The sequence below is a fragment of the Paenibacillus sp. 2TAB19 genome, from assembly GCF_052115185.1.
In the GTDB taxonomy this organism is placed as follows: domain Bacteria; phylum Bacillota; class Bacilli; order Paenibacillales; family Paenibacillaceae; genus Pristimantibacillus.
In genome coordinates, this window is the sequence record NZ_JBFRGE010000011.1 from 76,575 (window position 1) to 99,802 (window position 23,228).

Consider the following 23,228-nt stretch of genomic DNA (forward strand, 5'->3'; position numbering starts at 1 on the left):
CATAATGCCGAACCCGCACGACATCATACTTTGCCGAGGAGCTGATCGAATTTCATGAAGAAATACGTTGCGCTGGCTGCTTTGTTGCTTGTTACTGCTTGTTCCTCCACGCCTAACACGGTTGAAAAACAATCGACTGGCGAGCATATGCGGATCAACAATTATGCCAATACGCGGACAACCATCCCTCATACCGACAGCAATATGAAGATCAACTCGCAGAATGGCACTTTTTCTTCTTCTCTTACGTATCCACACGGACAGCCGGACAATACGATGAGAACAAGATCGCTTAACTTGCCTGACTGGCTGATGGGAAGAATACAGATCGGTTATCCGGGCGGTACTACGAATGATGGCAATTACAACTACGGAAATGGCAATTATGTACAAAATCCTTCCAATTCACCGGCTCCAACCGTAACGAACGCTCCGAACGCGAACCCGAATACGGGCACTAGCCAAGGTACGGGCGATTTCGAGCAGGAAGTGCTGAAGCTTGTTAATGCGCAGCGTCAGAGCGCTGGGCTTGGTGCGCTGAGCATGGATGCGAAGCTTGCCAATATGGCGATGGTCAAAGCAAAGGATATGTTCGACAACAACTACTTCGATCATAACTCGCCGACATACGGGTCGCCATTCGATATGATGCGCCAATTCGGCATCACTTATCAATATGCAGGCGAAAATATTGCCAAAGGCCAGCCTACCCCGCAGCAAGTCATGAACGACTGGATGAATAGCCCGGGCCACCGAGCGAACATTCTTAAGTCGAGCTTCACGAAGATCGGCGTCGCTTATTACAAAGGTGAATGGGTGCAAGAATTTATCGGCTAAAATATGCGAAAGCCTGCCTGACTGCAGCAGTCAGGCAGGCTTTCCTTATTCATTCATTAATATTAAAATACTTTTGTTGTCCAAGACTCGCAATTCCAAGTTTCCGTCACAACATCCCGATAAAATTCAGGTTCGTGGGAAATAAGCAGAATGCTGCCTTTGAAGGCTTTAAGCGCTCGTTTCAGTTCTTCCTTAGCATCCACGTCCAAATGGTTCGTAGGCTCATCAAGCACGAGCAGATTCGTTTCGCGGTTAATGAGCTTGCATAGGCGAACCTTTGCTTTCTCGCCGCCGCTCAGTACTGCGATCTTGCTCTCAATATGTTTAGTCGTTAGTCCGCATTTAGCAAGCGCCGCACGCACCTCGAATTGCGAGAAGGAAGGGAACTCCTTCCATACCTCTTCGATACAGGTGTTGTAATTCGCTTCCTTCATCTCTTGCTCGAAATAGCCGATGTACTGGTGCTCGCCGCGTTCGACCGTTCCTTCAAGAGCAGGGATTTCACCTAAGATACTGCGCATAAGCGTCGTCTTACCGATACCGTTCGCACCGACAAGCGCAATCTTCTGTCCGCGTTCCATCCGCAGATCAAGCGGCCTGGAGAGCGGGCTGTCATAACCGATAACGAGACCTTTCGTCTCGAAAATAAGTTTGCCTGACGCTCTCGCGTCTTTGAAGTTGAATTGCGGCTTCGGCTTCTCGGCCGCAAGCTCGATGACTTCCATCTTGTCGAGCTTCTTCTGTCTCGACATCGCCATGTTACGTGTTGCAACGCTCGCTTTGTTGCGCGCGACGAAATCCTTCAAGTCTGCAATCTCCTGTTGCTGACGCTTATAAGCCGATTCCAGCTGTTGCTTTTTCATTTCATGCACTTGCTGGAAGTGGCTGTAGTCGCCTACATAACGGTTCAGCTCTTGGTTTTCCATATGGTAGATCAGGTTGATAACGCTGTCCAGGAACGGAATATCATGCGAAATAAGAATGAAGGCATTCTCATATTCTTGCAAATAACGCTTCAGCCACTCAATATGCTGTTCGTCCAAGTAGTTGGTAGGCTCATCGAGCAGAAGCACGTCTGGCTTCTCGAGCAGCAGCTTAGCAAGAAGCACCTTCGTGCGTTGACCGCCGCTTAGATCGTTAACGTCCTTGTCGAGGCCGATATCCGTAAGTCCAAGACCTCGAGCCGTCTCATCGATCTTCGCATCGATCATATAGAAATCCTGATTCGTCAGCGTATCTTGAATCGTGCCGACATCCTCAAGCAACTGCTCAAGTTCTTCCGGCGTTACATCGCCCATTCTCGCGTAGCTGTCGTTCATCTCTTGCTCCAAGTCGAACAAGTATTGGAACGCGCCCTTCAATACATCCCGCATTGTCATGCCTTTGCTTAGTACGGCATGCTGGTCAAGGTAACCGACACGCATCCTTCTCGACCACTCGACCTTGCCGTCATCCGGTTGCAGCTTGCCTGTAATAATGTTCATGAAGGTGGACTTGCCTTCGCCGTTGGCGCCGATCAGCCCGATATGCTCGCCCTTAAGCAAGCGAAACGACACGTTATTGAAGATCGCACGATCCCCAAAGCCGTGGCTTAGTCTTTCTACGTTTAATATGCTCATTGATTAACACCTTTTCTTCAATTATTAGTCTCGTTATATTATAAGCGGAGGACGGGGACAACTCAATGGGAGATCGAACAATTTCCGACAATAGGAAGCATTTTATGCGCTAATAAAAAAGCTGCTCCCTCATAAGGAGCAGCGGATAAGAAATGCTCAACGCACGGCTGCAATCCGATTAATCTCTTCGCTATCGATTATCGCCTTGCCATGGCCATGCTTGGCAACCTTGACCATCGCCCAAGCCAAATTATCCGAGGTCGTGACCGATTTCATACGCTCCATCAATGGATATAACGGCTTCAATATGACGTAGAAAAATTGGTACAGCTTCGTCTTGGACTTTACGCCATGCTTCGGCAATATCGCGCCGGGACGGAACATATACGCACCCTTGAAAGGAATCTTCAGCAAATCATTTTCCGTCTTGCCCTTCACTCTTGCCCACATGCTTCGGCCCTGCTCCGTACTGTCCGTCCCTGTGCCCGTCACATACAGGAATGTCATTTGAGGGTTTAGCTTAACAAGCGTACGCGCTACACTCATCGTAATATCGTAAGTAATGGCCCGATACTTCTCTTCGGACATGCCGGCAGAGGATACGCCAAGGCAGAAGATGCAGGCGTCATAGCCGGTAAGCTGATCCTCGATCGCAGCTAGGTCAAGTAAATCTTTATGTATAATCTCCGTAAGCTTAGGATGCTGCTTCCCCGTCCCGCTTCGCCCAACTGACAGCACGTTTGTTACTTCAGGATCAAGCAAACATTCGCGAAGCGCGCCTTGACCGACCATGCCTGATGCGCCGAATAGGAGTACATTCATTGCCTATCGCTCCTCTCAAATTCCTCCTTTAAGTATTGCGAAACGATCTATTAAAGTCAACTCAACCTACAAAAGCAAAAAAAGTCCTGCCAACCACCGACAGGACTTCACTTTCCTACTGAATCAAATATTTGATTAGCCTTTAACCGATCCAGCGGTCATACCGGCTACAATTTTCTTATTGAAGAAAATAAACAGCAGCAAAGGCGGAATCGTAATAAGCAGTATGTTCGTAAACAACAAATTCCACTGCGACACGAACTGGCTCGTGAAATTGTAGAGTGTGAGCTGAACCGTCGCGTTTTTGGAACCCGGGAAGAAATAAAGCGGATTCGTGAAATCGTTAAAGATAGAGACGGACGACGTAACGATAATCGTTGCTGTGACTGGCTTCAGCAGCGGAAGAATCATTTGGAAGAACAATCGGTATCCACCAGCGCCGTCAATCGTTGCCGCTTCGTCGATCTCGCGGGGAATACCGCTCATAAAACCGCGATAGAGAAGCACGCCGAAAGGAAATCCGAGCGCAACCTCTACAAGCACAATACCGGTCATCGTCTTGAATAAGCCAATCCCGTCAAGTACCCATATAGTTGGCACGATGGCAGGAGGGATAATAAGACCTGCAAGGACGAAGAAGCTAAGCCATGGGGTGAATCTGTCTCTGCGGCGCTGCATGACGAAGCCGGTCATGGCACAGACGACGACCATTATGACGATTGATAGAACCGTCAGCAAGGTGCTGTTGTAGAACGCTCGAACGAGCATATAATCGCGAACCGAAATAACCTCGACAATATTATCCCAGATATGAATGCGGGAAGGCCATGAGAGGTTCATAAGCGACGCTTCCTTCGCATCCTTCATTGCATTAACGATGATGAAATAGAAAGGCACCCAGAAAATAATGATTGACGCTAGGATTGCGATAATTTCAACGATGAACTTGCGGGAGGATCGAATCATAGGTCAACCTCTTTTCTGTTCAAATATGCCGTGAGTGGATATACGAGTAAGGTTACGAAGATAAATAATATAACGTTGCCCGCTGTCGCTAAACCGTAGAATCCGCCCTGATATTGCTTGTAAATAACCGATGCAAGCACGTCCGTCGTGAATCCCGGTCCACCCTTCGTCATCGCCCAGATCAGATCGAAGGAACGCAAGCCGCCTATAAAAGCAAGCGTAATGACCGAGTTCGTTGCCGGTCGGCTCAAGGGAACGATAATATTCCAGAACTTATTGAAAGCATTGCCCCCGTCTATTTGCAGCGCCTCGTAATACTCTTCCGGAATCGACATAATGCCTGCAATATAAATAACGGTAGCGAAGCCTACACCCTTCCATACATCAACAAAAGCGACGGACAGCAGCGCCATCCGCGTATCGCCGAGCCAGTCGGGTCCGGCAATTCCGATTGCGCTTAATGCGGAATTGATAAGCCCTTCGGTCGGATGCATCATCATGCTGAAGGCCGTTCCGATCGCGATCGTACTGACCAAGGTCGGGAAAAACACGACCGAGCGAAGATACGCTTTGGACTTGATCTTCGATGTGAGGAACACACCTAGCAGCAGACCTAATACGACTTTAAGAACACAGGTCACAAGTGCGTAAATGAACGTATTTTTGAATCCRATCGTAAGTGATGGCTCTTGAAAGAACGTAATGAAATTATCAAAGCCGATAAACTCGTAATCGAGCAACGACCATCTTGTCATGCTGAAGAAAAAGGACATGAAGGTCGGCAATATAAAGATAATGAAATAAATGATAGCTCCAGGCAGTAGGAAGGTATACGAATAGTTCCTTTTCCATACCTTGTTCATGCTGTCCCCTCCCGATTGTTCGATAAAGTCGKCCCTGATTGAAGATCAGGGCCGACTGTGCCGCTATTCAATTGCCCTTATTTATTACCAGCCTTCAATTCCAAGCTGCTGCGCTTGCTTCTCTACGTCCTTGTCATACAGCTCAGCGCCTTCCTTAGCTGGTCTGAAGCCCGCACCCACCTCGGTCGTGATTTGCGGCAAGCTAGGTCCTTTGAGCGGCGATACGAACTCAAGCGCAGGAGCCGTCTTGTTGTTCTCGAAGTACGGAAGCATATCCTTGACGATTTGCGAAGTATCTTCCGGCATTTTAGCGTCCTTAATCAGATATGGACCGGTCGGTTTCGACACTTTTGCCCATACTTCCATTGCCTCTGCCGAAGCGACGAATTCGACGAATTTCTTCGCTTCTTCCAGATGCTCCGTATTTTTGTAAATATACGCGCCGCCAGGCATCCAAGCCGTCAAGCCGTTATCGTCCGCGTTGTCGCCAGGCTGAGCGAAGAAACCGATATCGTTAAGCGTATCTGGATAGTTTTGTTCAAAGACAGGCACCGCGAAAGTCAGCATCGGATAATGCGCGCCTTTGCCCTCTGCCAGCATTTTCACGCCCGCATCGTAGGTTGTCGCCTTGAAATCCTTGTTMAGATAACCTTTATCGAACACTTCCTGCAGCTTCTCGAAGCCTCTCAAGGCAGCTGGCGTTGTTGCGAATTTGGCTTTATTAGCCGTATACTCCTCAGCGAAAGCCGGCGCTTGCGCTTGTACGTTATAGTAATCGGCGAGAAGAATCAGTTGGCTGGTCCAGTCGTCCTTGTACGTGCCGATGACCGGCGTAATGCCTGCTGCTTTGATCTTCTCGTTGTTTGCCATGAGCTCATCCCATGTTTTCGGAACGGAAAGACCTAGATCCGCATACACCTTTTTGTTGTAAAACCAACCGCCGCCCATTGCCGCTCCTGCAGGCGCGCCGTACACTTTCCCGTCGAAAGCGACCGTCGTCTTGAAAGTATCAAGAACATTAGCCATATACGGCTCGTTCGTGAGGTCCACCATATTTTGTTCCGGATTTAAAGCCTGCATAAGAGATCCGGAGTTATAGAAGAAGACGTCGTTCATATCGCCGGTCGATAGACGAGTTTTGACGAAGTTGTCGCCTTCGCCGCCGCTGGGACGAGTTTCATGCTCGACCGTAATGTTCGGAAATTTCGCCTCGAACGCTTCGATAACTGCTTTGGCCGTATTCACCGCATCCTGCGTATTGTCAGTCAGCAATGAGATCGTCACTTTCTTGTCGGAAGCGCCGTTATCGTTAGTTGCCGGTGCCGACGTTGCATTGTCATTAGCTGCTGGCGCCTGGTTGTCGTTCGTTCCGTTCGAGTTGCTGCCGCAAGCTGCAAGCATGCTTGTCATCAGTACCCCGCAAAAAAGAGTAATCAAGCCTTTTCTTGTATTCGTCATATGCTTAAATCCCCCTGATTCTTCGAAATTAATATGGCAGTTAGGGCCCGGGTACCCTCTGATATGATTATAAACCGGATGTTGTATGCGTTTGCAGTGCTGCATTTCATCGATTGGTGTCTGTTTTTTTTGGATACCAATGAATATGTACATAAAAATAGGGAGTCACGACGGATTCCCTAATTCATCCTTATATTGACCCGGCGTTAACCCTGTATACTTTTTGAATACCTCGGAAAAATGCCGATACGTATGATAGCCGACCTTCTCGCTCGCTTCATTCACCTTCAACCCTTTGGCAAGCAGGATCTTCGCATATTCCATCCGATAGCGGGTCAAAAACTTAATATACGTTTCACCCATCACTTCCTTGAACAGCACGCTCAAATACGTTGCATTCAAGCCGACATGGCCTGCAACCTCCTGAAGAGACAAATCACGCGAAATGTTCAGCTCGATATATGCTCTAGCTTGCTCGACGGCAGCATGCTTCGTTTGTTCTCTCGATTCCATTGTCAAGTCAGCGATCTTCTCGATTTGCTCGCGAAACCATGGAAGCAGCTGTCCGCTGACAGCCATTTCTCGGATTTCAACATGAGGCATGTAACGGCGCTGGAACTCATCCGCCTTAGCGTCCAAGCCCGATTCATGAGCAGCCTGCAGCGTCATATAAATAAGCTTCAGCATCTCCCGCTCTATGATTTCCGGGTCAACCTTCTCGTTTTGGATCCACGCGATAAAATAATCAATTTGCTCCAGCAATCCAGCCTTATTGCCCGCACGGATGCTAAGTACGATTGCTTCTTCCCGCTCGCTCAGCCCCTTAGGTGTTGTCATCGCCTCGCCGAGCTCCTCGAACCGAACGATCCCTTTCGTCTGCAGTAAGCGAGCCGAACGCAAAGCGCGAACCGCTTCCTTACAGCTTGTTGACGCTTGCTCTAGGTCCGAATACGTATGGCCAATCCCTATCGCAATCGCTTCTTGGTCATTAAGATCAACATCGTAAGCCAGCCACTCCCACCATTCATGAGTAGGGTGCTCATAATGAAATAACGCAAGCCAATGCTCCTGGCCATGCTTGACAGCAACCGCCTCTACCTGATCGTGCTTCGTCCAAACAAACCTTCCGCTATAGGCCAGAACCGTAACGCCTTTAATCCGCTCGACATCCGGTCCAAAGCAGGAGCGCCACTTCGGCATCGATTCTATGCCTGTCAGCAGCAAGTCCAGCGTCGCCTTTTCCAGCAGCTCCTGCTTGCTCTCTTCCCATTTTTGCTTAATCGCCAAGTTTTCCTTCTGCTCTTCCTTTTTTACCAACATTTTACGGATCGCCTTTTCGATACTTTGAATTGTAATAGGCTTATCCAAATAATCAGCAACGCCCAGTTCTATAGCTCGCCGAACGTATTCGAATTCATTAAAGCCACTGAAGACGATGCAGTACGTGTTCGGAGCTTCCTTCATGACCGCCTCGATTAATTGCAGACCGTCCATACCGGGCATGCGTATATCCGTCAGGATAATGTCAGGCTGCACCTTTCGGAACAGCTCAAGCGCACTGTAACCATCGCTTGCCGTACCCGCCAGCTCGATGCCGAAGCTGGTCCAATCGATCATCGCTTGCAACCCCTTAAGCACGATATACTCGTCATCGAATACGACCGCTTTAAGCATGTCCAGCGCCTCCTTCTTCCTGGTATTTAAATCGTATTTCAATTTTCGTGCCAGCGTTTGGTTCGCTTGCGATAAGGAATGAGCTCGTTTCCCCGTAGTACAACAGAATACGTTCCTTTACATTGCTAAGTCCGTAGCCTTGCTCGGTCTTTGCCATATCTTCGATACCGACTCCGTCATCCTCCACGGTGAACTGCACGAACTCGCCGTCTCTGCGTCCCTTTAAGCTGATCGTACCTTCGCCAACCTTAGGCTCCAAGCCGTGGTAAATCGCATTCTCGACTAAAGGCTGCAGCAGCAATTTCAAAATTTCGATGCCCATTAGAGCAGGCTCCACATCCTCTATATATTGAAAGCGATTATTATAGCGTATATTTTGAATCGTCATATAGTGCTCGACATGCTTCAATTCTTTGTACAATGGAATCGTTTCCTTGCCTTTGTTCAAGCTGAGCTTGAAGCTTTCCGACAACGAGATGGCCATCTGGGCAACATCATGATTATTCTGTAGCGTCGCCATCCAATAGATCGAATCTAACGTATTGTACAAGAAATGCGGCTTTATCTGAGCTTGGAGAGCGCGAAGCTCGGCATCGCGTTCCTTCAGTTCCGAATGGAGCAGTCTTTCGCTGAGCTCCTCGTTAACAGACGACATTCGCTTGAACGACTCTCCGATCGCGCCGACCTCATCCTCTTCGAATGTTTCGTCGAAATCCCGTGTGCCCGTCGTCCATTTCACCATCATTTTTTTGAGCTGCAATAGCGGCTTCGTAATGCTGCCCGAAATAATGAACGATATGACCAGCGCAATGAATCCGATTACAGAAGCAATGAGCGCCGTCGCCCAGCCAATCTTGTTCGACTCCTTCAACAGATCCTGCATGGCGATTACATGGATGAATATCCATCCCGTCGTCTCATTCTCGTAGTTGACGCTCAAGTAACCCTGATCCTGCAGTCTGCGGTACGTTGCCTCAAGATTGTCATTGGTCTGCTGTTCTATCATTTTAGATTGCTTCGGATAGATCACTTGGACCTTGTCGTCGGACGAATCGATAGCGAGGAATTCACCGCTGTAATGAATGTTTCTCGTAAATATCGTATCGAAGATGGACTTCGATATGTTAATAACGAGCAGCCCGATCGGTTCTCCGTTATTCGTATCAGAGTCGCGAAACAGCTTAACCGTAGAGAACGTATTGGACTTGTCCCCCAAGATATTGCTGCTAAAAAAAACGACTCCGCCTTGGCGTTTAAAAGCTTTCTGATACCAGTCGCTCTGTTCGATTTGCTCGTACTTATTCTCACCCTTATAAATACCCGCATCGTCCGATCGGCCTAAGCAATACGCTTCGAACCGAAGGTCGTACAGGCAAATCGAATCGACAAACCTAGAATCGAGGAAGTTGCTGTTTATCATTTTTTGCAATTGATCCATTGTACGATCTTTAATGAGGCTTTGCTCTTCGGCAGTCGGATTTCGACTCGCTCTCAAGTCGTCGCGGATGTCATTGTTCAAGATGACAGATCGATTAAGGTTAATGACATTGCGAAACATTAAGTCTGCTACTTCACTCGATGTGCGAAGATGATCCTGCGTCGTCTGCTTGTTCGTATCCATAAGCGTCTCTTTGGCAATATTGAAGGAAATATATCCGAGAATCGCCAGCGGCGGAACGGATAACAAAATCATGGCGGCGAAGAAACGGCTTCTAATTTTACGAAAGCGAACCTGGACGAACAGATTGTGCAGCCATTGCTTCATCTATATATCCGCCCCCTTGATCGATCATCAGTAAGTATTCATAAATATAACTGCTTCCTTGCACCCTGCACAAGGTCATATGCCAGCCTAATGTCCGCGATCCAAAAAAATCGGACATCCAATCCAAATAAAAAGGACACTGAACATAGATGTCCAGCGTCCCTTATGAATAACATGCTTCTAGCTTTGGCTTTCATTGGCGCTGTCCAACAATACAGCATTGATTGCATTCAAGAAAGCTAGCGCGCTCGCTTTAATGATATCGGTATCCATCGCGCGGCCCGAATACGTCTTGCCCGCGTAATCGATTCGGATATTGACTCTTCCGACTGCCTCCATGCCTCTGGATAGACTGTTGATCTTGTAGTCTTTGAGCTGGACATCAAGGCCAACCAATGACTTGATGACGCTATAGAGCGCGTCGATCGGGCCGTCTCCGCCCGAGCTTCCTTGAACCGATTCCGCGCCTTTTCTCAGTGTAACGGACGCTGACGGACTTACGTCGCCGCTGACGACCTGGAACGACTCCAGCTCGAACAGCTGCTTGCTGCTTGCATCGATCGTACGGTGATTCGTCACGAGATAGAACACATCATGGTCGTATACTTCCTTCTTCGCATCGGCCAGCGTTAGAAACTTGGCGAACAACGCTTCGAAGTCTTCCGCATCGCTCGTATCGAAGCCCATTTTCTCGACCGCGTTTTTGAATGCGTGCCTGCCGGATCTTGCCGTCAAGATCAACTCCATGCTGTCGGCTCCGATATCCTCCGGAGACATAATTTCGTACACCTGCTTATCCTTCAGCAGACCGTCCTGATGAATGCCCGACGAGTGAGCGAAGGCATTGTCTCCCGTAATCGCTTTGTTCACCTGCACATCAAGCCCCGTTAACAAAGTAACGAGTCTCGACGATTTGAGCAGCTCCTTCGTATTAATATCCGTGTAGCAGCCGAAATGGTTTTCTCTCACCTTAAGCCCCATCACGACCTCTTCCAAGGAAGCATTGCCTGCCCGCTCGCCAAGACCGTTAATCGTAACTTCGACCTTCTGGGCACCGTTCTTGATTGCGCTCAGCGTATTGGCCGTAGCAAGACCAAGATCGTTATGGCAATGAACGCTAAGAATGACTTGATCGTTAAGATTTTTCAGACGATCGTTGATTCTGCGAATCAGCTCGCCGAACTCTTCAGGTACCGCGTAGCCGACCGTATCCGGCACGTTAATCATCGTCGCTCCCGCTTTGACGACGGCCTCGATCGTGCTCCACAAATATTCGAACTCCGAACGCGAAGCATCCTCGGTCGAATATTGCACCTGCGGCAGCAGCGTCTTCGCGTATTTGACGGCGTCGACGCCCATCTGCAGCACCGCGTCCTTGGAGCGGCTGAACTTCTTCTCCACGTGAATATTGGATGTGCCCAGCACAATGTGGATCAACGGATTTTGCGCCAGCTTTATACTTTCGTAGACGGCGTCGATATCGCCTTTGACTGCTCTCGCAAGCGCTGTAATAGACACGCTGTCGCCAACGCTGCGGGCGATTTGCTGCACGGCTTGGAAATCTCCGAGCGAAGACGCGGGGAAACCCGCTTCGATGATATCAACGTTCAGCCGCTTGAGCTGCTGAGCGATCTCGATTTTTTGCTGTATGTTAAGCTTGGCTCCCGGCACTTGTTCTCCGTCGCGCAATGTGGTGTCGAATACAATAATTTTACGGCTCATAGGTATGTCCTCCTTGGACTTTACGTATTGGGATTTTGTTCGGTTATATGTGAAGCGAGGCATGCTGAACCCGGAATTCAACACGCAAAAAAGCCCCGTCTCTATGTATAGAGACGAGGCGTTAGCTCGCGGTACCACTCTAATTCATTTCGTTGCGAAATGATCTTCTTCGATGGCTGTCACCATCTATCCCTGTAACGGTGGAATTCCGGCATACCCTACATATCAGGCAGCTGTTCATAGACGAGTTCGAAATGAACGACGTTACCGCTTCGCACCACCCAGCGGCTCTCTGAAAGGTCATAACATTTCTACTATTTCTAATCGTAACATTTGTGGATGAAATTATTTGAATTATATGCCACTGCTCTGCCGTTTGTCAACAACCTTGAACACGAATCTAATTAATGGCGGAACGACAAAGAAAATAAACAGCATGCGGAAAAGCTGATACCCGGCTACCATCGACAGATCGGCATTGATGGCATGGGCGATAATGCCCATCTGATCCATGCCTCCAGGAGCGAGGCTCAGCATAGCGGTCGCTTCGGATACCGATTGAAGCTTTGAGAGCAGGACGCTGAGACCAAGTGCACAGAGAAGCATGAGCAGCCCGCTGGCAATAGCCAAAAGCAGCGTTCTCACTTTATGCTCCAATTGCTGCGGCTTAAGCAACATTCCTACATAGACTCCAATCATTAGCTGGGCGGCATTAACGAACAAGGACGGAAGTTCCGGTCCATGAACGCCTGTGAACTGCAGCGCTGCCGTTCCGATCGCCGGACCGAGTAAATACGCGGTCGGAAACTTGATTTTGTCACCTATCCATGCGCACGCTACACCTACTACCGCGAACAAAATAAGATTAGGAAACAAGCCGCTCCATAATGCAGCCGATGAAGTGGACGCTTCAACAACAGCAGTAACAGTAGTTTCTGCAGTTGCAGATGATCCTGCGTCATAATGACTAATCATTGGACTATAGGCGAGCAGCGGGATGCAGATAACGATCACCATCAACCGTATAACCTGAGTCACCGTAACCATTGTAAGATTCGTGCCCTTCGTCTCTTCTGCCAGCAATATCACTTGAGAGAGTCCGCCCGGCACGCTTCCTAACAACGCCGATTTGTAATCCGAATGAGACAGCTTGGAAATAATAAGTGCGATGAAAGCGCAAAATAGTAGCAATAACGCCGTCATTAACAGCATGGTAGGAAGCTGCAGCGACATCTCGCGCAGTGCTGAACCGGTCAGCGATAATCCAATCGTATATCCGACCGTGATCATAGCCGCTTGCCGCAGTTGTCCCGGCCACACAAGCTTTACTTTCGTCGTATTACATACGATTAAGGTAGCGATCATAGGACCTAACAGCCAAGGTATTGGTACATGAAGCAGCTTGAAAAGAATTCCCCCTGCTAGAGCAGCGCCAAGTGTGACCATAAAACGGCCGAAGCGGCTATTCTTTCTCTTTATCCAAATCATATGTAAGACTCCTCATCATCCTAACATTCACTGTGAAAAACACGCTCAATTCAATCTATAAAAACCAACTAATCCAGCAAATGATTCTAGCACACATTACTTTTCAAGTGCAAACACCTACTACTCACTGCTCCAGCGCGCCTCCACAATTCAATCACGTCCAATCTCCAGCTGGTCCCTCCTCCTCGTCATTCTCGACCGTACGACCCTATCCCTCAAATAAACGCTTTAGACACATCTCCCTTCTGCTCAGGAAACAAGATCCTTCAATTTGAAGCCTTCACCCTCCAGTTCAATAAAAAAATTCGTTCACACCTCAGAGTCCGAACCCATCCCATTTTTCGTGGCGCTTCCACCTCCTCCTTGACTTAAGAACCTATCCCTCAAAAAAACGCTTTAGACAGGCTTCCCAACTGCTCAGGAAATTACTTTTTGCTCTGAAACTTCTGCAACTAGCAGCTAGCAGTATGCGATTAGCATACGACTTGTTACTACTACTCCATTTCGGATTATAGAAATTTCGAGCATCCAAACATTGTTATTTCGTGAAAGCTATGTTAAAATTAAATAAGAACATATGTTCTTATAATTTGGTGGAGGCGATTAATGATGGAAGATGAATTAGTGTTATTTCAACGACAATATTCGGATGAAGCAGCTTGTATTGAACTGTTGCATCGGCTTAAGTGGCCGGCCGGCTTTCGGTGTCCTCGTTGCGATCACAACTCCGCATACACGATTAATACTCGCCGATTGCCCTTGTACGAATGCTCCGGATGCAAGCATCAAACCTCGCTTACTTCAGGTACAGTTATGGACAAGAGCAAGACTCCGCTTAACAAATGGCTTTGTACGATGTATTTAGTTGCTGCATGCAAGAAGAGGATGAATGCTGTTACGCTCGCCGAGCTTATATCGGTATCGTACAAGACAGCTTGGTCCATGCTGGGCAAAATCAGACGTGCTATTTCTGACATGGATTGTACGATACTTCTGTCTGGCAAAGTAGAAGTCAAACCAGCCATCTACAGTCTTAAACTTTACCAAACAGTGGAGAAGCAGCAAGCTGAACGCGCCGTCATAGTAGCTCGTTCGACGAGTCTCGCTGATGTTCCCTATTACAAAATAAAGTTCACTTCCAGCAAACAAGAGCCGCGAAAACTGCTTACCCAAGAAGCCGAAGAGGAGTTTCTGGCTGCTCATGTCAACGAGAACGTCAACAATCTAGTAATCCATCGTCGTCCTGCTTTTGGGTTGGTAGATCACTCACCATTGAAACAGTTCGCAAAAGCAGCTTTTAATTGGATAAATGTTTCCTTCTACGGCCTTCCTTCCTCCTCTGCACAGCCATATTTGGATGAATTCTGTTTCCGCCAAAACACAAAGCATATGTCTCCCTTGCATGCCATGGAGACCCTTCTCAACATATGTCTTAAACAAGATCAGGCTATGTATCAACAACAAAATAACCCCTATCAACAAGCTGTATAGCCTACTAAAGAGTAGATCGCTGTCTCGTTAAAATACCTACTAAATAAAACAAAAATGATTTGCATCTTATTCCCCTGTTCTTATGAGAAGCATTTCCTGAGCTGCGGGGAATCTTAGCTGAGGATAACTTTAGTTTTGGGAAGTGGGCCTACTGAAAAAAACAGGGAATCAAAGTTGTGTTTGCGACTTAATGTTCGCCTATCTATGTATTCCTCAGCTATCGCGATGAGTGTTTCCTGAGCTGTTGGGAGTGTTAGCTAAAGCGTTTTTTTAGAGAAGGGACATACACAGAAATAATATAGTTTTGTTCGCATTCGCAGCGATTGAAGATTTATTGATCGAACTAACTATGCATTCCTCCAATTGCCGTTTCAGCTTCGTTACTCCTACTAACAGACAGAGTCGGAAGATCGCAAAAAAAAGCCAAACGGCAGTTGATGCCAATTGGCCTTAAGATGCAACCTCTAAAATTAGATGTTTACTTTCTGCTTCGCATAACGGTTTTCAGGGATTGGCAGCCCCAGATTGCCGCGCAGCGTATCCGACTCGTATTCGGTACGATAGATGCCGCGTTCTTGCAAAATAGGAACGACCAGCTCGACGAAGTCGTTCAGCCCGGTAGGGATGGAGGAGTGAATAATGAAGCCGTCTGCCGCTTCTTCCTCATGCCACTGCTGAATAAGGTCAGCAATCTTCTCAGGCGTACCAATGAACTGGCCCCGCGGAGTAGCCGATTGCAGCGCAACTTGACGAAGCGTCAGATTATGAGCTTTGGCGTTCTGCTTAATCTTATCCGTGCCGCTGCGGAAGCTATTGCTGCCGAGATCGCCGAGATCCGGGAATGGCTCGTCAAGCGGATACTGCGAGAAGTCGTGGTGCTCGAAGAAACGGCCTAGGTAGTTCAGCGCGTTCTCGATCGAGACAAGCTCTGCGATCTCCTGATACTTGCGCTCAGCTTCCTCTTCTGTCCGGCCGATAATCGGACCAATACCTGGAAAGATTGCAATATCATCAACCGTTCGTCCTTCGGCAACGGTACGTTCCTTCACTTCTTTGTAGAAAGCTTTTGCTTCCTCAATATTCTCATGGCCAGTGAAGACAGCGTCCGCCGCTTTGCCTGCCAGCCGCTTGCCGCTCTCCGACGAGCCCGCTTGGAAGATGACGGGATGCCCTTGCTTGGAACGTGCAATATTAAGCGGCCCTTGGACCGAGAAATATTCGCCTTTATGGTCGAGACGGTGCATCTTCGATGGGTCGAAGAATACGCCCGCTTCCTTATCCCTTACGAAAGCATCGTCCTCCCACGAATCCCATAACCCGCGCGTTACTTCGAGAAACTCCTCGGCAATTTTGTAGCGCTCATCATGCGTCGGATGCTCTATCTTGCTGTAATTGTTCGCCGAGCCCTCAAGCGGCGAAGTAACGACGTTCCAGCCTGCGCGACCTCCGCTAATATGATCGAGCGAGCCGAATTGTCTAGCGACCGTGAACGGCTCGGCATAGGAGCTCGACAACGTACCGACTAACCCGATCTTTGACGTAACCGCGGCTAATGCTGATAAGATCGTAATCGGTTCGAACCGGTTCAAGAAGTGAGGAATCGATTTCTCGTTAATATAAAGTCCATCGGCAATAAAAACGAGATCGAATTTACCGGCTTCTGCCGTTTGTGCTTGCCGTTTGTAGAAATTGAGATTAACGCTCGCATCGGCAGGCACTTCAGGATGTCTCCAAGCCGATATATTGCCTCCTACACCATGAATAATTGCACCAAACTTGATCGATTTACGCTTCTTCGCCATTGTAGTCAACCTCCTATATGATTCATTTTTGCATGAAATTGCTGACTGATTGTCAAGCTTCCAACAACGCTGTCTCCTTCAATTGCAGTCGGTAACTCTTCACGAGCGTTGCACCGTTCACGATATCTTTGTCGAACGCTCGCTCGAAACCAAGACGCTCATACAAGCGGACGGCCGAATCCATCATATCGGAAGTATGAAGATGCAGCGTTTCGGCTCCCCACTCGAGCGCCAATCTAGCGCTGCCGCGGATAAGTTCGGTAGCCACGCCATGGCCGCGCGCCTTGCGCGATACAGCAAGCAAACGAATGATCGGAGATTGAATATCCAGCTCGGGATTGCCGTAAGCAAGCTCCGAGGAATCAAACAGGAACACACTGCCAACAACCTCTCCATCCAGCTCTGCTACCAATCTTGCTTTTGTCGCACCGGCATCGATGGCTTCCAATATATTTGACTTATATTGCTCCCAATATGGCGAAGGCAGCACCGATTCATACTGACCGTAAGCGTCTAACAGCACCTCTTCGATCGCTGCGCGATCGGTTTGTTCCGCATGACGGATGTTAATAGATTGCTGACTCATACTGCCACCTGCCCTCTTATATGATGTTGCGTGCAGCCGACTCAGCCGCCTTAATTCTTCGAATTTGCCCTAAATGTCCATTAACGTGAGTAACAAATGCCTTAACAATCGTCGATAACGATACGCTTTCGCCTTTGAAATTAACGGCCGTGCGATCCCAATCTGACGTAGGTATTCGTTTGAACAACAAGCTATTGTAATAAACGAAGGCATGAGCTGCCGTAACGATATGTTGCACATCCTCTTCATTCGCAAACTGACCGCTCACCCAAGCATCTTGATTGAAGGCAGGAAGCTTCGCTTCCGATCCAGATAGCAGCTCGCGTATACGGAAGGAGACGACGATGCTGTGATCCACAAGATGGGTAAGCACCTCCGTCACACTCCATGATTCCGGAGCCGCTTTCCACTTGAGCTGCTCCTCCGTTAATCCCTTAATTTCTTGTTCGATTTCATCATAGGCGTTCAAATAAGCTTTCACATTTTCAGTTATCTGGCTCATGCAAGCTCCCCCTCGTCGTTACGAACGTTTCTAATTTACTCAATGCGATTTGAAGCGGCCGATCTTGAACTTAGTCAGATCATAGCCGGTATCTACGCCTTCAATCTGATTGGCAAGCACTTCGCCTATCACGCTTGCGAATTTGAAGCCATGCCCGGAGAAGCCTCCAGCCAGCCTCACATTCGGATACTCGGGATGAGCATCGATTATAAAATCTTCATCCGGCGTYATCTCGTATTTGCACACGACGCCCCGAAGCAGCTTTCCGGCCGCGCCTGGCATAAAGGATTCGAGTGCTCTTCGCAGATCGGCTTCATCCTCGGGGTATGTCCCGAAAGGTGCGATTGTCTCTCCCGGCTTCCATTCGTAGCCTCCATCATGACGACCGATCTTCACTCCGGCACCGTCAATGCTCGGAAATCCATAATAGCCGCCCAATGCGCCGCCCCATGTAAAACCAGGAAAAATGCCGGCATCGAAGTTTCCGCTGCTCGTCTCGAACCAGCCTACTACTTTGCGAACGGCCTTCACTGGAACAACCTCGTATGAAAATAACCGGTTGAACGCTGCACMCGCAGCGACAATGACCTGCTCTGCGGTATAAACGCGATCTTTCGTATACACCGTCACACCTGACTGCTGCGGGACGATCTTCGTCACGAGGGTGTTCGTAACAAGCTCCGCTCCTGCAGCGATAGCTAACTGCTTGTATGCAGCCACGCATCGCTCGCTATACAGGTAACCCGCATTCGGCTCATATAAGCCGCGGAAGCGGTCTTGTACTTGTACGCCTCGGAAACGTTGATTGATTTCATCTGCTTCCAGCAACTCGGTTACAACGCCATTCGCCTGTGCATCGTCAAGACGGCCTGCGTAATCGTAATAGCTAATATCGGCCATGTTCAGAACGCCTGACCGCTCCAGCAACTTCTTCCCGGTTAACTGCTCCAGTTCCAGCCATCGCACATCCGCGCGCAGAGCAAGTTTCACATATACGTCTCCGCCATGATAAGCATGCCTGATGAGGCGCGGCTCGCCATGGTGGCTGCCTTCCTGATGAGGCGGATCGAAGGCATCTAACATCAGCGTCTTGTGCCCTCGCGAAGCAAGCTCGTAACCTGCGCTCATCCCTGCCGAACCGGCTCCAATGATGATGACGTCATTCGCATTAGACATAGTCTATCCTCCTTGACGGGACTGTGCCGACAGCTTGTGAAGAGCTTCATCCGCAAGCGCTGCAAAGAACGAAGCCGCTACTGGCAGCGCAGACTCATCAAGATCGAAGGCCGGATGATGCCATTCCTGCGGACCGTCCGTTCCGAGGAAGACGAACAAACCTTCCGTCTCCTTCAAGTAGAAAGCGAAATCTTCGCCTGCTGGTGAAGGGATTGGCGCTATGACCTTATACCCTAGCTTCTCGGCAATCGGAATCGCAGCTTCCGCCCATTTCTGATCATTGCGTACAGCTGGCGGACCCTCGATCCATTTCACTGCTGCTTTCGTGGCGAAAGCTGCCGCCACGCCATGCACAACCTGCTCGAACCGCTCTCGCACCACACTTCGCACTTCATCGCCGAACGTCCGCAGCGTGCCGTCGAAGACCGCTTTGTCCGAGATGATGTTCCACGCCGTTCCGGCGTTAAGTCTCGTCACGCTGATGACCGCGCTATCCAGCGCGCTAACGTTGCGGCTGACGATCGACTGCAGCGCTGTTATCATATGCGCTGCCGTTACGATAGGGTCAAGCCCTGCTTCCGGTACGGCGGCATGACTGCCTCGACCTTCCACCTCAACAACGAAGCCGTCCGCTGCCGCCATGAGCGGTCCGCCCTTAATCCCGATCGTGCCTACCGGCAAGTCCGGCTTGTTGTGCAAGCCGAATACCGCATCGACGCCGGCTAGCGCACCGGCCCGAATCAGTTGCTGCGCGCCCTTCGCTTTCTCCTCCGCGGGCTGGAACAAGAACCGCACCGTTCCGGCAAGTTCCGCCTCCCGCTCCTTTAGCAGCAAAGCTGTTCCAATAATGGATGCCGTATGAAAGTCATGCCCGCATGCGTGCATCTTGCCCGGTACCTTCGAAGCGAACGGCAATCCCGTCTCCTCCTGTATGGGCAAAGCGTCGATATCGGCTCTTACGGCGACAATCGGTCCGCCATCACCGCGTGTACCACCAACCTCGGCAATTACGCCCGTCTTCAACCCATAATCGATGACGCGTATGCCTGCTTCCTCCAACCAGCGCTTAATCGATGCTGTCGTCTCGAACTCTTCATGCGACAACTCCGGCTGCTCATGCAGCTGTCTGCGGATTGCGGTTAATCGAACCTGCAATGTTTCCGCAACCAACTGCTCGCGGCTCATACAAGCTCTCCTTGGAACGCTTCCTTAAGCAGCTCGAAGGAACGAACTCTCTTCGCGAAGTCAGGAATGATCGTCGTGAAAATAAACTCATCTACGCCGTATTGCTCCTTAATTTCGAGCAGCCGCTTGCGGACCGTTTCCTTCGTTCCTCTCGTAATGTCGGCCTCCCGCTCCTCGACCGTATACGTCTCGCCCGCTTGTCTCGCGAACTCCTCCGCTTGCGCCAATGAGCCGACGTTTACCGTTTTGCCGCTGGCGAGCGTCACTCTTACGCTCTTCATCTGTCCTGCTATCGCATTCGCTTCTTCCTCGGAATCCGATGCAATGACAGAAAGTGCCAGTATCGCTTTCGGCTTCCTGCCATGCTCCGTATTGAAGCTGCTGCGATAAAGGTCTAGCGCTTGACTTGCCAATGCCGGATCGTTGTTAATGAAGAGTGCGAAGGCATATGGATAACCGCGTTCGGCAGCGAGCTTCGCGCTCGATAGACTCGTTCCGAGCAAGAAGACGTCGGCAGGCTGTACAGGGAGAGGACTCGCCTCAAGACCAGCGAGCGGGTGATCTTCACCCGTCTTGCCATGAAGGAAACCCTCCAGCTCCGTCAGCTTCTCATCCAGCGTCGCAGGTTCGGCGATCCCTTTCTGCAGCGCCTTCGTCGAACGTGGAAGACCTCCGGGAGCGCGGCCGATGCCGAGTTCTACCCGGCCCGGCGCGAGCGATGCGAGCACGTTAAAGTTTTCCGCTACCTTGTACGGGCTGTAATGCTGCAGCATGACGCCGCCTGATCCGATCCGAATCGAGCTCGTGTTCGCAAGCAAGAAAGCAATGAGAACTTCCGGCGACGAACCCGCCGTCACCGGCGAATCGTGATGCTCCGCAACCCAAAACCTCTCATAACCTAGCGCCTCCGCCTGCTGCGCCAACTTTACCGTATTGCCAAGTGCCTCCGCAGCCGTCTGGCCCGGAAAAACAATGCTTTGATCCAATATGCCAAATGTAAGTGTCATCTTGACTCTCTCCTCTGTTCGTTAGATGGAATAGGCCGCCTCGGGCGTAATGCGCTTCAGAAACTGCTTCGTCCGCTCCTCCTTCGGAGACGTGAACAGTTCGTTCGGCTTGCCTTGCTCGACAATGACGCCTTCGTCCATGAAGACGACGTGGCTCGCTACGTCCTGAGCGAAGCCCATTTCATGCGTCACGATGATCATCGTGATGCCTTCCTTCGCGATTTTGCGAATTACAGCCAGCACCTCACCGACTAGCTCCGGATCGAGCGCCGATGTTGGCTCGTCGAACAAAATAACTTCGGGATTAAGCGCCAGCGCTCTCGCAATCCCGACACGCTGCTGCTGTCCGCCGGACAGCTCGCTCGGATAAGAATCCAGCTTGTTGCCGAGTCCGACCTTCTCCAGCAGTTCAACGCTGCGCTTCCGGGCTTGCTCCTTCGGCACTTTTTTGACCACGACCAGCCCTTCCATTACGTTCTCGAGAGCCGTCTTATGCTTGAATAGGTTGTATTGTTGAAACACCATCGCCGTCTTCTGGCGCAGCGTATGAATATCCTTCTTATCCGGCCGCTTGCATTGCACCGAGAAGTCATCGATGACGATATGACCGTCATTCGGCTTCTCCAAATAATTGATGCAGCGCAGCAGCGTCGTCTTGCCCGAACCGCTCGGCCCAAGAATGGCGACAACCTCGCCTTTCTCGACTGTAAGGTCGATGCCCTTCAGCACTTCATTTCGTCCAAAGCTCTTGCGAATTTGCGTTAGCTTAATCATGAGACACCGCCTCGGTTATAAAGATTAAATCGTTTCTCTGCCAATGCAGTCAGCCGCTCGATTAGGAACGTTAATCCCCAGAATATGAGTGCTGCCGCGATGTATGCCTCGAAAAACTTCCAGTTCGTTGTTGCGACTATTTGCGCTTTGGCGTTAATCTCGACGACYGACACGGTGAAAGCAAGCGTCGAGCCGTGAAGCATGCCGATAACCATATTCGATAGGTTCGGCAGGCTTGCCGCGAATGCTTGCGGAAGAATAATCCGCCGCATCGCCTGCGGCGTCGTCATGCCAATCGAATACGCGGCCTCGATCTGGCCTCGGTTAACCGCCAGCAAGCCTGAACGAACGACTTCGGACATGTAGGCACCGGCTGTGATCGAGAATGAAATGTACGCGAAGCCAATCATTGGTATGGACACGGAACGGAATGCTAGACCCAGCGACTCCGCAATCCCATCGATAAGCATGGGAAGCCCGAAATAAATAATTAAGAGATGAGTGAGCATCGGCGTACCGCGAATGACGGTTACGTATGCAGAGGCCAGCGGATAAAGGACGGGAACTTTATAGAGCCGAATAACAGCTACAGCCGTTCCGATGATCAGTCCGCATAAGACCGAGACTGCCGTAATCGCAAGCGCTGTCGGCACCGCCGAGAGCAAGGCAACGAATGCGGTCCAGATGAATCCGAAATCAAGCTTCATTCTCTTGCCCCCCTCTGCCGAAGCCCGGTGTAATAGCGAATCGACGTTGCTTCCACTTCACGAAACGGGATGGTTTCTCATCCGTAACGATCTGGCGTTCATGGCGAAGCAGCCTCCGTTCGACAAGATGGAACAGCTTCTCAAGCCCAAAGCTAATAATGAAATAGATAATAGCGAGCGAAATATACGTCTCCACAAAATGTCTCGACATGACGGCCAACGTCTGCGACTTGCCAGTCAGCTCCATAATGCCGAGTGAGAAGGCAAGTGATGTATCCTTCAGATTGGCGATTACGAGATTGGAAAAGACAGGCAACGCGATGGCAGCCGCTTGCGGCAGCACGATTTTTGTGAACGCTTGAAAGCCGGTCATGCCAACCGCATAAGCCGCCTCCACTTGCCCGCGATCGACTGCGCCAACCGCCGCTCTTATCATCTCCGACATGTATGCGCCGCTATGAAGCGCATAAGTCAGAATAACGAAGTACAGAGCAGGAACCCTCGAGACATCTACTTGAACCATCTTCAATATTTCCGGCAAGCCGTAATAGAATAGGAACAACTGGATCAGAATCGGCGTTCCGCGGAAGAACGATAGATAGACTTGCGATACTCGTCTTAATACCGGTATTTTGTAAAGCTGGGGAAGGGCTACGATAAGCCCGATCCCCAGACCGATCAAGATGGAGCACACGACGATGAGCAGAGTCATCTGTAACGTAGGCAGCAGCTTTATGAAGTATTCAAGCAAGTAATGAAAGTCAAACGGCTCTCCCATGGTGTG

Annotated in this window: 20 protein-coding genes and 1 other annotated feature; of the genes, 2 read left to right on the top strand and 18 right to left on the bottom strand. The window is 49.8% G+C overall.

All coding sequences use genetic code 11. The features are described 5' to 3' along the window. The first annotated feature begins 54 nt into the window (after positions 1–54). Positions 55–837: a CAP domain-containing protein gene (locus AB4Z33_RS07340; protein ID WP_442049299.1), complete on the top strand. Its 783-nt coding sequence runs from the start codon at positions 55–57 to the stop codon at positions 835–837. 62 nt (positions 838–899) lie between these two features. Here AB4Z33_RS07340 and AB4Z33_RS07345 read toward each other — a convergent pair whose 3' ends face one another. The 9 genes from AB4Z33_RS07345 to AB4Z33_RS07385 form a co-directional block, all read right to left on the bottom strand. Next, positions 900–2,456 (bottom strand): ABC-F family ATP-binding cassette domain-containing protein, encoded by a 1,557-nt coding sequence (locus tag AB4Z33_RS07345; RefSeq protein ID WP_442049300.1) that lies wholly within the window; start codon positions 2,454–2,456, stop codon positions 900–902. A 156-nt stretch (positions 2,457–2,612) separates the two neighbouring features. Next, the gene (locus AB4Z33_RS07350; RefSeq protein ID WP_442049301.1) at positions 2,613–3,278 is read right to left on the bottom strand and encodes an NAD-dependent epimerase/dehydratase family protein; all 666 of its coding nucleotides are present in this window, start codon (positions 3,276–3,278) and stop codon (positions 2,613–2,615) included. 135 nt (positions 3,279–3,413) lie between these two features. Beyond that, positions 3,414–4,244 carry a carbohydrate ABC transporter permease gene (locus AB4Z33_RS07355; RefSeq protein ID WP_442049302.1) on the bottom strand — a complete coding sequence of 277 codons (831 nt, stop codon included), beginning with the start codon at positions 4,242–4,244 and terminating at the stop codon, positions 3,414–3,416. Continuing rightward, on the bottom strand, positions 4,241–5,107 hold the full coding sequence (locus AB4Z33_RS07360; protein WP_442049303.1) for a carbohydrate ABC transporter permease: 867 nt from the start codon (positions 5,105–5,107) through the stop codon (positions 4,241–4,243). The genes AB4Z33_RS07355 and AB4Z33_RS07360 overlap by 4 nt, the downstream gene beginning before the upstream one ends. A gap of 84 nt (positions 5,108–5,191) precedes the next feature. Further along, entirely contained in the window at positions 5,192–6,565 is a 1,374-nt protein-coding gene (locus AB4Z33_RS07365; RefSeq protein ID WP_442049304.1) for an ABC transporter substrate-binding protein, read from the bottom strand. Between the two features lie 165 nt (positions 6,566–6,730). Next, complete coding sequence (locus AB4Z33_RS07370; protein ID WP_442049305.1) at positions 6,731–8,239, bottom strand: response regulator; 1,509 nt, start codon at positions 8,237–8,239, stop codon at positions 6,731–6,733. After that, positions 8,232–10,004, bottom strand: coding sequence for a cache domain-containing sensor histidine kinase (locus AB4Z33_RS07375; protein WP_442049306.1), 1,773 nt, complete (start codon positions 10,002–10,004; stop codon positions 8,232–8,234). Before AB4Z33_RS07375 ends, AB4Z33_RS07370 begins: the two co-directional genes overlap by 8 nt. A gap of 180 nt (positions 10,005–10,184) precedes the next feature. After that, complete coding sequence (locus AB4Z33_RS07380) at positions 10,185–11,726, bottom strand: 2-isopropylmalate synthase (RefSeq protein ID WP_442049307.1); 1,542 nt, start codon at positions 11,724–11,726, stop codon at positions 10,185–10,187. Positions 11,727–11,832: 106 nt separating this feature from the next. Continuing rightward, positions 11,833–12,063, bottom strand: a binding site (T-box leader). A gap of 17 nt (positions 12,064–12,080) precedes the next feature. Then, positions 12,081–13,214, bottom strand: coding sequence for an AbrB family transcriptional regulator (locus AB4Z33_RS07385; RefSeq protein ID WP_442049308.1), 1,134 nt, complete (start codon positions 13,212–13,214; stop codon positions 12,081–12,083). 606 nt (positions 13,215–13,820) lie between these two features. On the opposite strand from AB4Z33_RS07385, the gene AB4Z33_RS07390 reads away from it, so the two are divergent. Further along, entirely contained in the window at positions 13,821–14,705 is an 885-nt protein-coding gene (locus tag AB4Z33_RS07390; RefSeq protein WP_442049309.1) for a transposase, read from the top strand. A gap of 470 nt (positions 14,706–15,175) precedes the next feature. Here the strand turns inward: AB4Z33_RS07390 and AB4Z33_RS07395 are convergent, their stop codons facing one another. The 9 genes from AB4Z33_RS07395 to AB4Z33_RS07435 are packed head-to-tail and all read right to left on the bottom strand — an operon-like array spanning position 15,176 to position 23,222. Further along, positions 15,176–16,507: an LLM class flavin-dependent oxidoreductase gene (locus tag AB4Z33_RS07395; protein ID WP_442049310.1), complete on the bottom strand. Its 1,332-nt coding sequence runs from the start codon at positions 16,505–16,507 to the stop codon at positions 15,176–15,178. 52 nt (positions 16,508–16,559) lie between these two features. Continuing rightward, positions 16,560–17,093 (bottom strand): GNAT family N-acetyltransferase, encoded by a 534-nt coding sequence (locus AB4Z33_RS07400; RefSeq protein ID WP_442049311.1) that lies wholly within the window; start codon positions 17,091–17,093, stop codon positions 16,560–16,562. A gap of 16 nt (positions 17,094–17,109) precedes the next feature. Beyond that, positions 17,110–17,595, bottom strand: a complete 486-nt coding sequence (locus AB4Z33_RS07405) for a DinB family protein (RefSeq protein ID WP_442049312.1) — start codon at positions 17,593–17,595, stop codon at positions 17,110–17,112. A 39-nt stretch (positions 17,596–17,634) separates the two neighbouring features. Continuing rightward, a complete protein-coding gene (gene solA, locus AB4Z33_RS07410; protein ID WP_442049313.1) occupies positions 17,635–18,771 on the bottom strand; it encodes an N-methyl-L-tryptophan oxidase in 1,137 nt (378 codons plus the stop codon). Positions 18,772–18,774: 3 nt separating this feature from the next. Beyond that, on the bottom strand, positions 18,775–19,956 hold the full coding sequence (locus AB4Z33_RS07415; protein ID WP_442049314.1) for an amidohydrolase: 1,182 nt from the start codon (positions 19,954–19,956) through the stop codon (positions 18,775–18,777). Continuing rightward, a complete protein-coding gene (locus tag AB4Z33_RS07420) occupies positions 19,953–20,963 on the bottom strand; it encodes an LLM class flavin-dependent oxidoreductase (protein ID WP_442049315.1) in 1,011 nt (336 codons plus the stop codon). The genes AB4Z33_RS07415 and AB4Z33_RS07420 overlap by 4 nt, the downstream gene beginning before the upstream one ends. Before the next feature lie 21 nt (positions 20,964–20,984). After that, positions 20,985–21,737, bottom strand: a complete 753-nt coding sequence (locus tag AB4Z33_RS07425) for an amino acid ABC transporter ATP-binding protein (protein ID WP_337099277.1) — start codon at positions 21,735–21,737, stop codon at positions 20,985–20,987. After that, positions 21,734–22,444 (bottom strand): amino acid ABC transporter permease, encoded by a 711-nt coding sequence (locus AB4Z33_RS07430; protein WP_337099276.1) that lies wholly within the window; start codon positions 22,442–22,444, stop codon positions 21,734–21,736. The genes AB4Z33_RS07425 and AB4Z33_RS07430 overlap by 4 nt, the downstream gene beginning before the upstream one ends. After that, complete coding sequence (locus tag AB4Z33_RS07435; RefSeq protein ID WP_442049316.1) at positions 22,434–23,222, bottom strand: amino acid ABC transporter permease; 789 nt, start codon at positions 23,220–23,222, stop codon at positions 22,434–22,436. The genes AB4Z33_RS07430 and AB4Z33_RS07435 overlap by 11 nt, the downstream gene beginning before the upstream one ends. Positions 23,223–23,228: the final 6 nt, after the last annotated feature.